The 11,910-nt window shown below is 41.6% G+C and carries 8 protein-coding genes; 2 read left to right on the top strand and 6 right to left on the bottom strand.

The window, feature by feature from the left end:
* Positions 1-4: 4 nt before the first annotated feature.
* The 6 genes from ACFSR6_RS01655 to ACFSR6_RS01630 form a co-directional block, all read right to left on the bottom strand.
* On the bottom strand, positions 5-1,897 hold the full coding sequence (locus ACFSR6_RS01655; RefSeq protein WP_379074070.1) for a RagB/SusD family nutrient uptake outer membrane protein: 1,893 nt from the start codon (positions 1,895-1,897) through the stop codon (positions 5-7).
* 8 nt (positions 1,898-1,905) lie between these two features.
* Entirely contained in the window at positions 1,906-5,082 is a 3,177-nt protein-coding gene (locus ACFSR6_RS01650; protein ID WP_379074069.1) for a SusC/RagA family TonB-linked outer membrane protein, read from the bottom strand.
* A 777-nt stretch (positions 5,083-5,859) separates the two neighbouring features.
* A complete protein-coding gene (locus ACFSR6_RS01645; RefSeq protein WP_379074067.1) occupies positions 5,860-6,345 on the bottom strand; it encodes a hypothetical protein in 486 nt (161 codons plus the stop codon).
* 18 nt (positions 6,346-6,363) lie between these two features.
* Positions 6,364-6,702, bottom strand: coding sequence for a hypothetical protein (locus tag ACFSR6_RS01640; protein WP_379074065.1), 339 nt, complete (start codon positions 6,700-6,702; stop codon positions 6,364-6,366).
* A gap of 465 nt (positions 6,703-7,167) precedes the next feature.
* The gene (locus ACFSR6_RS01635; protein ID WP_379074063.1) at positions 7,168-9,576 is read right to left on the bottom strand and encodes a TonB-dependent receptor domain-containing protein; all 2,409 of its coding nucleotides are present in this window, start codon (positions 9,574-9,576) and stop codon (positions 7,168-7,170) included.
* 96 nt (positions 9,577-9,672) lie between these two features.
* On the bottom strand, positions 9,673-10,410 hold the full coding sequence (locus ACFSR6_RS01630) for a hypothetical protein (protein ID WP_379074061.1): 738 nt from the start codon (positions 10,408-10,410) through the stop codon (positions 9,673-9,675).
* Between the two features lie 207 nt (positions 10,411-10,617).
* Here ACFSR6_RS01630 and ACFSR6_RS01625 point away from each other — a divergent pair, with 207 nt between their 5' ends.
* Both ACFSR6_RS01625 and ACFSR6_RS01620 read left to right on the top strand, forming a co-directional pair.
* Positions 10,618-11,433, top strand: a complete 816-nt coding sequence (locus tag ACFSR6_RS01625; protein ID WP_379074059.1) for an oxidoreductase — start codon at positions 10,618-10,620, stop codon at positions 11,431-11,433.
* 34 nt (positions 11,434-11,467) lie between these two features.
* The gene (locus tag ACFSR6_RS01620) at positions 11,468-11,905 is read left to right on the top strand and encodes a DUF2147 domain-containing protein (protein WP_379074057.1); all 438 of its coding nucleotides are present in this window, start codon (positions 11,468-11,470) and stop codon (positions 11,903-11,905) included.
* Positions 11,906-11,910 lie beyond the last annotated feature (5 nt).

Genomic DNA, 11,910 nt, shown 5'->3' with positions numbered 1-11,910 from the left:
AACCTTACCATCCAGGGTTCTGTGCGAACTCTTTATACATATTTACATCTGCACGTTTTAGCGGCAACCAATAATGTTTTTCGCTAAACGGACGTTGTAATATTAACCGCTCACGATAATTTACAACCTTATTTAATTTGGTGTCGATTGCAGAATTTAATGGCGCAGCGCGATCAAATTCTGCAGCTGTTTTTAAGGTATAAGGAAGCTCGGCCAACAAATGCCAACGGCGAAGATCATTAAACCGGTGCCCTTCAAAGGCAAGTTCAACAGCACGTTCGCGTCTTACTTCTTTCATAAATTCTGTGGTATTAGCCAGGAATTGTGTGGCAACGTGTCCAACACCTGCCCTATCTCTGATTACATTAATCGCATCCACAGCGCTTTTGCCAAATCCTTCGGCTGACGCAGTCGGCGAGTCGTAGCCTGCAGCAACCGATTCGGCGTACATCAGGTAAATATCAGCCAAGCGCATATATGAAACCTTGATGTTCAGGTTTTGGCCATAATTCCATCCCTGATCAAAGTTATTTGCGGTTCTTGGCACAAATTTGAACATCATATAGCCTGTACGGCTGCCAGAGCGTTCATCCCTGTAACTTCCATTTGTGTATAAATTTGCATAACGGTGTGGTTCCATATTTGCGGCCAGTGTTCCCTGTACCACTTTAACTCCATCGTATATAATATCGTTATAGAACCGGGGATCGCGATCACGCCATGGAAATTGCGGATCATATCCTGACCCTGTGGGATCAGCCTGCGAAGAATTAGAAATTGGCAACCCGTTTTTCATCCCATAATAATTCACATAATTTGCAGTCGGCGCGAATACCAGTGCATCAGCACCTACAATTGCCGGGGTGTACTGCTTAGCAGTACCATAGGTTGAACCATGAGCCCCCCAATATGGCCCTGTAAATATCACTTCGGTTCCTCCTGGGATCAGGAAATTTTGACCGGTAGTATAAAAATTAGTACTGTATTGCGAAAAAGGCAGTAATTTATGAGGAGCAGCACCACTTTCTGTTAGTTTCAGTAATTCGGCAAATGCCGCAGCTGCTTTTTTGCACAGTTCTACATTATAGGTTTTACTTCCTGTAGATTCTAAGTTCATTAACGGACTGGCAGCCCACAGATAGTTTTTGCCTAAATAACCCAATGCCATGATTTTATTGATACGCAATTGGTTTTTACCCAGGGTTTGGATCCCGGCTGTTGTATTATCCCAGTTGATAGGTAAAAGATCTGCAGCTGCCCTTAAATCTAAGGCTACCTTTGCTGCACACTCCTGGTATTTTAAGCGGGGTAACCTCAAGGCTTCATCGGCTGGCAAAACCTTATCGATGTATGGCAGCCCCCCGAAATATTGAATGAGCTGAAAATGAAACCAGCCCCTGAAAAACAACAACTGACCTTTAATCAAATTACGTTCTTCATCAGTTGCATTTACCATCAGGTTTAGGTTTTCAAGCCCTAAGTTAACTTTACGAATGCCGTACCAGGCTAAGGGATACAGCCCTTTTGAAAAACGGTCGTTATTGGTATTGGCATTGGCATTATCTAAAAATCCCGCACCCCAGCCATCAAATTCTCTTTGCCAGCCCCAAAAATCGCCGTTATCAACTTTATTTACAAAGTGGAAATTTTGAACTGTAGACTGGATTTCATCCTCGCCCCAGTTAAAACTGTTGGTCCAATACCGGTTGGTAAAATCCGGAATACAGTTGTACAACTCTTCGGTAAAGCCCTGAAAACTACGAAAGTCTTTGAAGGCAGACTCGGCAGAAACAGTTGCTTCCGGATCCCTGTCTAAATATTTTTTGCAAGACACCATCCCGGTTCCCACCCAAATCATTCCTATTAACAATAAAGATTTAATATATTTTTTCATCATGATCATGTTTAGAAAGTGAAATTTGCACCCAGGTTATATCGCTTCACGGTAGGGTAAGCACCCTGTGAGGCCCATGCTTGCCCGCCGGCACTTTGATAGTTTGCTTCACGGTCATCGGGCATTTTGGTCCACACATGTAAATTGTTTCCGTTCAGGAATAAACGAATGCTCGATATACCTGCCCTTTTAACCCAGTCTTGCCTAAAGGTGTAAGCAATCTCCGCATTTTTTAACCGCAGGTAAGAGCCGTCATAAAAGTACCGGTCTGCGGCATAATACGAGGCAGGAGTTGTCTCCCAGCGCGGCATAGGTCCATCCGGACTGGTATTATATTTAGACCAGTAACTTCCCTCATCATAAGCCACTGTGTTTTTTCCGGAAAATGTTCCCAATACCACCTGGCGGGTAACGTTATTTACGCCGTAAAACTGGGCAAAGGCACTGAAACCTTTCCACTCAAAACCTATTGTTGCGTTATAGGTATTTTCTGGAGAACCTGAGTAAGCGTAAGGAATATTATCATTTGCATCGATGATGCCGTCGCCATTGTAATCAACAATGTGGAAATTGCCAGGGAGTTTTTGCTGGTCGTTGGCATTATGCATGGTACTTCCGTAAAGCTGATCCCATGTGTTATAGTAGCCCTGGCTTACATAACTATAAGCTTGTCCAATCTGTTTGTTGATCGGTTTTGCATATTCTGGCAATAATTCGGCTACATCGGCCTCAATTACCTTGTTTCTGGTATGGGTATAATTAACATTGCCCCATACGGTAAAATTATTGGTAAGTTTTTTATTAAAACGGATGTCGATTTCATAACCTCTCGACCGTACTTTACCCACATTGAAAGTTGGAGGCTGAGCACCATAATAACTTGGAACAGCACGGGCTGTACCAGTCAGAATGTCGCTTCGGTTATCCTGAAAGAAATCTACACTTCCGGTAATCATATTCCCCAGGATACCAAAATCAAGCGCAATATTTTTCTTCACCACTTTTTCCCAGCGAACATTTGGGTTACCCACACCAGTTTCCCTGTACCAGTTATAGGGACTATTTTCTGCAGTTTCTCCGGTAATGCCCATAGGCGTTGTTCCGCCAAAGGCCCAGTTGGTTAAAAATGCAAACCTCGGGGAGCCACCATCATCACCAATTTCTCCATAAGATCCACGTAATTTTAGCGTATTAATGAATTTGATCGGTTTCATAAACTTCTCTTCAGAAATCATCCACCCAAGTCCACCCGACGAAAAGAAATCAAAACGGTAAGCAGGCCCGAATTTTTCCGAACCATTATATGCTCCGTTATATTCAAGGCTGTACTTCCCGGCATAATTATAGGTAGTACGGAACACCCAGTCTTCGCGATAAGAGGGAATAATACTTCCGGTAGCCGTATTATCTCTGCTCCAAAGCCCCATGGCGGTTAAATTATGCTTTTGGGCAATGGTTCTGGCGTAATTGAGCTGTACTTGCGAAAACATTCTGCGGTAAGTTGCACCGTCGTTAACATCACCAGCCCGGCTTGCCCACCTTACACTTTCTCTCCATTCCAGTTCTGTTGCTGCATCCTTGGTCTGCGAATAACTTACCACCCCGGTTTCAGGGTCGATGTATTTACTCAAAGTCCCATTGTTCCGGTCATCAATACCCCGGCCAGCTTCGATAAAGGTATTGTCGATAGATAGTGTTCCTTTTAAGCTCAGTCCTTTAACGAGAGCGTTTAAACTTTGATCTAATGTAAAATCGGTGGTAATACGAGATGTTGTGGTTGTTTGAAGACCACTTGTCGACAGGATCCGGACAGAGTTTAAGCTTTGTTGTTCATTGGGCTTATAGTATCCCCATGTGCCATCAGAATAAACTGGCAGGTAAAGATTCGGGGCAGCAGAATAAGCCGCAGTCCAGGTGTTATAAGGGTTAACATCAATCCATGGCCGCTCTGATGTACCTCTTGAACCATAAATATTGGTCCTGAAAACTGTTGACGGTGTTAATTGAAAATCAAGGTTGCTCCTTACGTTAAGCCTTCTGAAACTGTAGCCACCTTCATACCCGCGGTTGTTGCCAAACCTCCTGAACAAGTCTCCTTCATCCAGGTAATCGACAGCAGCAAAATATTTCACAAATGATGTACCGCCGCTGATATTAAGATTAGCATTATACGACATGGCGTTATCCCTGAATAAGGTGTTAACCCAATCTACATTGGGATAGCGCTCTGCTTCTTCGAGATTGGCGGGCGAACGGTATTTCTGCATCACCGCTTCTGGCAGGTATGAACTCCAGGCGCCCGGAGCGAGTGGCAATTCATATTCTATGGTACGGTTACGCACCTGGAACATATCGTAAGAGTCGAGCTTGCCCGGCAATTTAGAGGCAGATTTAACTACGGCATTTGCAGCAGCCCTGATTTCAGCCTTCCCTTCACGCCCTCTTTTGGTGGTCACCAAAATTACACCGTTTGCCCCTTTTACCCCAAATACTGCGGTAGCTGAAGCATCCTTAAGTACCGAAACTGAAGCGACAGAGCTGATATCAATGTTATTGATAGACCGTTCAACACCATCTACCAAAATAAGCGGACTGGCATTGTTCCAGGTACTACGCCCGCGGATCAGGATCTGCGGATCTTCATCGCCCGGCATTCCGGTACTTGCAGTAGTGATTACACCCGGTAAATTTCCGGTTAATGCTGCGCCTAAACTGGACACACCGCCTGTTCTTTCCAACACCTCGCTGGTCGTTTGGGTAATGGCTCCAACAACACTTTGTTTCTTTTGCACGCCATACCCTACAATCACTACATCGGTTAACTGGTCGGTACTGGATTTCAATGTTACGTTTACGTTAGTTTTTCCGGCAACATTCACCTCTTGCGATTTCATGCCTACATAGGCTACAACAAGGGTCTGGTGATCAGCAGGTACCTCTATAGCAAATTCGCCATTTGTACCACTTTGTGCTTTAACACTGGTACCTTTTACAAGAATAGTAGCGCCTACTATGATCTGTTTTTGTTCATCTAATACTGTCCCGGTTATCTTTCGCCGCTGTTGTGCCGCAGCTGTATCAATCAGCAGAACGGAAACAATCAGTGTTAAATACATCACGAGTAATGCCTGCCTGATGCCCCAAATTCCGGAGCGCGCAACATTACCCATCTTGGTTATTTTTTCCATTATTTAAAATCATTTAAGAGAAATAGAATTGGATAATTATACCGTCCTGATTAGGCAGGATTGTTAAAAACAAATTTTTCTGTTGTTTTAGTTAATAAAGAGCAGGTTAACCCCTCTTCAAAGTGGTAGTAATTTTTCGTCATAAGATTCGGTTTATTTTTGGTTAAGATTAGTTCCGGTGCCAGTTGAACAATTTCAATCTGCACAGGCATTTAGATAAATTCACGGCAACTAGGGTGCTTTCATCAGCGTTGGTTCAATTTGGTTCACATTTGGTTAGCTCTATTGCAACTAAGAACATCTTCTTTAGCTCCCTACATTTGGTATCCGCCCGGCGCATAGCCATACCTGGTGTGACAATGGTGCCGGCTTTGTTAAGGTAAGTGTAAACATCACTTACTTTAACTTAAGGTCAGGAAAAAAGGTAATGGTGTTAGTTGTTTTTAGTTATTCGAAGCTAAGGCAACTATAATTTTAATGATAGCACGATTGTTTAAATTTATGCCCAGTTTGTTTAAACGCCCTAAAAAGTGCGTTTATCTGCCAGAAAAAGCATTAATACTGAAATTTATAGCTGCTTAAAGATTTGTATGCTGGGTGTGCTTAGAAAAGAAGAGGTATGTTGCCATAATCAAAACATATACATCATTTCTTTAACTATCGATTTACTGATACTTGTGTACAATCATTTAATGCAAAGGTGAAGACAATTAGAGCAGCCTTAGCGGATGAGAGAGATTTCGAACTTTTCCGTTCTCACCTATACTATTACTGGCACTATACCATTACAATCTTTTTTGAGACAGCAGCAGAATCCTCTCGATAAAAATGTTGATAGGTATTGATTACATTTTTGCTCTTTTCGGTTTTATTCTGCTTCCCACAGATCAATGGGCTAGCTATAAACAATCCAGAGGAAACTATCAATAAAACTATTGCAGTCTGGTACAATATCCTGTCCAATTTGTTAATACGAGCATAGGCATTTTTGTAGGCCGCCAATAACATTGGCGCATCGCTTTTACTGTCCATCTCTAGTTCTATATGGTCTGCGGCCTTGCTATAAGCCATATACATGGCACCGGATAAAATTATCCCCAAAGCCGTCAGGCCCCCTTCCGTTATTTTGAGGGAGTCACATTCAATTTTATCGTAGCTAAAAAAAAGGATTGCCGAAAAACCGGCTATCATCAGTTTACTGAACTCGCTGAATCGTTTATATCCCTTTAAAGCTTTATTGTTGCTAATATTGTTATTGGCCATATACTCAAAAAGCAAATATTAAAAATCGGTAATATCTTTCCACAATTTACGGAGAATATCGCCAAACAAATTCTGCAGCTCGAGGTTTGAGAGCCTGTTTTGACCTTCATAAAGACGGGTAAGCAAGAATACCCCCATAAGTTCGGTTATATTCTGTTCTAAAAGTTCAAATTGTTGGCTAGAATCGGTGGGAAATTCAGTCAACAGTCTTCTGATATCATATTCGATATCCTTTTCATTGTAGTTTAGCAAAAGATTACCAGATATCTTATTATCAAAGTTCTGATAAAGTGCACGTACCTTTCTCTTTGCTTTATCAAAGCCGTCATTTAGCGATGGCGAGAGCGATGTTGCCATAGTTTTTGATCTAGATCGTTAATTTAGTCATTTTAAAATCAATTACAAAATCCATAGGTGTGCAATATTCCTTACTTTGAAAATCATCACGATCTTTAGAGAGATATTCAGTTCCAAACTGAAGTCGGTATCGACAAAGGAAAGTAAGCACGCTGAAAAAATGCTTCTATTTATGATGGATCAACAGAACATTTTTAAAACAATAACAATCAGCCTGTTAACCAACATTTATTCTCAGAGGTATTGTACCGTCGAAAAATTTCACTCAATGGTTAAAGTTTTTGACCTATAGCCTAATAAATTTGGAACCAATGCATAAATCCACTGCCAATATTTTAAAAAACAGAGAAGTTTAATAAAAAAATATAAAGAAGAAGAAAAAAGCAGCTACAGCTTAATTAAATAACAGCTAAATAAAAAAGGTCTCTGGATATGCTCCACAGACCTTTTTCTTTTTGGGTTAAGCTAAAACTTCAGGATGAAGTTCCCTGTGAACCTTGCCGGTGCTTGTGGGGTAAGGCGTACAGACCAGGCCTTTTCACTCGTTAAATTATCCACTTTTAAACCGATACGGAATTTTGTATGATCGTAAAAAACACTTGCATCGAATATCTTATACGATGGAATAATAAACCTGGATAAACCGCTCGTAAGCGTAGGATAAGTATTCGTATGATAAGACATATCACCGATATTGCCTCCTACACCCGCACCAAGACCACTGAATTTGCCCGTAGGTATGCGGTAACTGACCCAAAAATTGTAGGTGTTTGGCGGACCAGACTGCCCTGGGCGCAAACCATTATTGCGTGGATCAGCTGCGGCAGTAAGCCTGCTGTCGTTATAGGCATAGCCTGCAACAATGTTTAATCCCGCAATTGGATTTGCCGTTAAATCGATTTCCAGTCCCCTGCTCAACTGTGAACCATCCTGAACACTGTAATTATTGGGATCAACCGGATCAGGTCGCAGCATATTTTTGACCTTAATATCATAATAACTCACCGTACCGACCAATTTGTGGTCGAAAATATCGGCTTTAACGCCAAATTCAAGTTGGTCGGCATATTCGGCCTTAAATGCACTTCCATCCCTTGCTACACCGCTTTTATTGAAAAAACCGTTCATGTAATTCCCAAAAAGCGAAACATGATCTTTGTATACCTCGTATACCAGTCCAAATTTAGGAGATAAGCTGGTTTGGTTAAATGGCCCGTTCTGTACCCCACCTACGCCTAAACCACCTGAGGTTTGGCCGGTAGAAATATTATAAACGCCTTTATACTGGTAGCGGTTTACCCTTAAGCTCATCATTGCATGCAAACGTTCTGTAATGCTGAATACATCCGAAGCATAAACAGCGTAGGTATTGTCCTTACCGGTTTCCTTTCGCAATACACCCCTTGAAGTCAAAGAATCTACCTTGAACTGACTCACACGGTAACTGGCAGGGGTATTGATGAAGTCTACGTCAGGAAGATTGACTGTAACACGGTCGAAATCGTTATAGTTATTATAATAATCCAATCCAACCACCAGGCGGTTACGGTGTCCGGCGACCTTGAAATCGCCAATAAAATTCTGTTGAAAATCTGTAGCTATAAACTGGGTGTAACCTACAATTACATTGGGGCGGATGGTGGTCTCACTTCTTCCGTTAAGCGCGGTAATATCTCCGCTGATCGAAGAACGAGCCCTTGAAAGAATGGTCTGAGATGTCCATTCTTCAGATATTTTATAATTAATCTGGCCAAAGATGTTCATCATCTGGGTTTTATAGGTCAGATCATTGCTCAGGAAAGTTTTGTTGTATGGGAAACCGATATCGGCAATTGATCTTGTAATCTCGGCGGTACCTGCAGGAACGGCCACATAGGGATTTAAACGTACAACTGAAGTTCCCTTGGCCTGTCCAAATTCTACATCCAGCAGCAGCGATAAACGGTCAGTAATCTGATAAGAGAAGCTTGGGGCAATGCTCATGCTGTTGGTATAGCCAAGATCCTGAAAACTATGCTCCCAGGTAGTTGCACCGTTCAATCGGAACAAAGCAGTCCTATCGGCATTGATTGGCGTATTCACGTCAACGGTAAGCCTGTTTAGGTTCCAGCTCCCGGTAGTATAACCTACTTCACCGCCAAAACCGTTGTAAGGCTTTTTGGTTACACGGTTATATAAACCACCATAACTACTGGCAATGCTGTTACCGAAAAGTGTAGCAGACGGCCCTTTAATGGCTTCAATACGTTCTAAATTCGCCGGATCAATGAAAGAAAAAGCTGCACCGGCTACCCCGTTACGTGCATTGGGCTCCGTATCGAAACCACGTGAACGGAACGTCACGCGTCCCTGATTGGCAATCATCGGGATACCTGCACCCGGTACGTTCTTGGCAATACTTCCTAAATCCAATGCCATTTGCTCCTGAAACAAAGCCTTTGGGACAGAATTATATACCTGAGGATTCTCCAGGTTTTTAAGTGGCAGCCTTGCAATATACATGCTTTCCTTCTGCGTGAATTTATTGGTCGCACCGGCAACGGTAACCTCCTGAAGGGCCTGTACATTCTCCTTTTCGAGCCTATAGTCTGCCCTGGCGTTCTCGCCGTTAGCAACAGTTACTTTTAAATCTTTTTGTGGAAATCCCAGTAGCTGAATCCTCACCGTATAATTTCCAGGTTCGATGCCGGAAAAACTGTAGCTCCCCTGCTCATCGGTCAGCGTGGTTTTTCGGATTTCCAAAACAGTAACAGAGGCTGATGCATAAGGCAGTCCATCGACTAAAAGAACTTTACCAGATATTTTTCCCGGGGTTTGGGCAAAAACAATGTTGCCTGCAAGTAAAAAGCAGGCCAATAAGTATAATGATTTCATCAAATGATATAGTAAGGATGACTAAATATCCGGCAAAGATAAAAACATTATCTAAAATCAGTCTAAATAAAAACATCATAATAAAAAGCAATTGCTTTATTCCACAAACAGGCAATAATTGCACCTGTGGCGGATACTGGTGTAAGCTGTTCCCTTATAGGTTCCCTCTTTTGGATCTACCCAGTCTAACCGGATGACGTACATTCCTTTCATCGTTGGCAAGAAAAAAGCTTCCCCCTTATCATCCAGTACCAATTCTCTTTCCCAGTTTTCAGGGTTAAACACCCTGAGTTTGGTTTTTGCCTTTGCAGGCAAATTATCTTTAAACGCGAAAATCTTTACCACATTACCTTCTGTTTTGGAGAACAGATCTAAAAATTGCGCAGGCTCCAGCTTACCTTTTGGAAGACCAACCCAATATTGGCCGCAGAGATAGTCGATGGGAAGTACATTTTCACCGCCAGTTGCAGAGCGGTCAATCACCGGATGGGTTTTATTAATTCCCAGGATACGGTAAACACCTTTATTTTTTGGGTTGAATGTAGCCTGCCAGCAGTCAGATTTTTGAACGAAATGAAGCAGAGTTATTTTTCCCACAGGATCAATGAGTTTGAAACTGAATTCAGCGGCCAATAAAAGCTCCTTCCCCGTTTGCCTGTGCCGAACACCCAATTCATCAATATTACCATAGATAAGCTGAACGGTTACCCTTCCTCCTATTTTATGCCCACCTGATATTTCCATCCAATAAGCACTTGCCTTACCCAAAAGAGGGAAAAAAATCAGCAGTAGAACCCCAAATAGTATGTTTTGTTGCTTTGATTTCATTTTCATACGACAAAGCTAAGCAGATTGCGCTTTGGAAACAGCATATTTTTTGAATGAGAGACATATCTACAAACTTCAGAGTCCTTACCGAATTGGAAGGTAGCTTTGTTCCCCAAAAAAACCGCAAAAAGTATACAAGAATCTTGAATTCGTATTATCTACAACCTTACTGTAAGACAGACATTTGCAGTGTAATATTTCAATTATCAAAAAATGAAAAAAGTAATTCTAATAACAGGTGCAAGTTCAGGAATGGGAAAGGAGACCGCAAAAACACTTATCCAGCAAGGACATATTGTTTACACCGTTGCAAGACGGATTGAGCAGATGCAAGACCTTAAAACATTAGGTGGCCATCCGATTCAAATGGACGTTACCAAAGAAAGAGACATAGATAATGTGGTCAACACCATTATTTCCGAACACGGAAAAATAGATGTATTGTGGAACAATGCAGGTTTCGGTTTATACGGTTCTGTTGAAGATATTCCCCTGGACGAGGCCCGAAAACAGATGGAAGTAAACGTTTTTGGCATGGCTGCAATGACACAAAAAGTAGTGCCGTATATGCGCAAAGCAAATGCAGGAACAATCATCAATACTTCCTCTATGGGCGGAAAAATGTATTTTCCTATGGGAGCCTGGTATCATGCCAGTAAACACGCAGTTGAAGGCTTGAGCGACTGTTTGCGTTTGGAATTAAAGCCTTTTAACATTAAAGTGGTCGTTCTGGAACCAGGTTTTATTGCTACTGAATTCGGGGCGGTACTTCTAGATAATTTTTCTAAAATTCCGAAAGAAAGTGCCTATAAAAATATGATGGACAAAATTGCGAAAGGAACAGCCGATGCCGCTAAAGGAAATGGTTCTTCAAAACCAAGTGTGATTTCAGATGCTATTGTCAAAATCGTGAATTCACACAATCCAAAAACAAGATACAAAGTCGGTAAATTTTCTGTCCTAATGCCTTGGATGCGTATTTATCTGGGCGACAAATTATTCGACAAAATAGTAATGAGCCAAATGTAAGTAATCAATAAAATAACACTTAAAAAATTAGAAAATGAAATCAGTAAAAATCTTAATCCTACTAATGCTGGCAATGTTCGGCAATGTATACGCCCAAACTGAAAGTGCCATTTTGGGAGCCTGGGAATCTGACAAAAAAGATGTGAGAATAGAAATCTTCAAACATGGCGATAAATATTACGGCAAATATCTTTGGGGAAAGGAAATCGTAGAAAGTGATGGCGTTACCTCGAAAAAAGATGTGAAAAATCCTGATGAGAAACTTCGTTCCAGAAATTTGATAGGAATTACAAGTTTAACGGGCTTAAAATGGGAGGGCAAAGAATATGTAGATGGAAAAATTTACAATGCACCGAGCGGAGATACCTACAAATGTAAAATATGGATTAAAAATGATAAGCTATATTTACGAGGATATTTAGGATTTTCATTATTGGGACAAACCGCAACTTTTCACAGGTACAGGCAATAGAATTA

Origin of the sequence: Pedobacter vanadiisoli, from assembly GCF_042684385.1 — a bacterium.
Taxonomy (GTDB): domain Bacteria; phylum Bacteroidota; class Bacteroidia; order Sphingobacteriales; family Sphingobacteriaceae; genus Pedobacter; species Pedobacter vanadiisoli.
The sequence above is the reverse complement of the archived record's forward strand: the minus strand, read 5'-3'. Positions and strand labels throughout refer to the sequence as shown.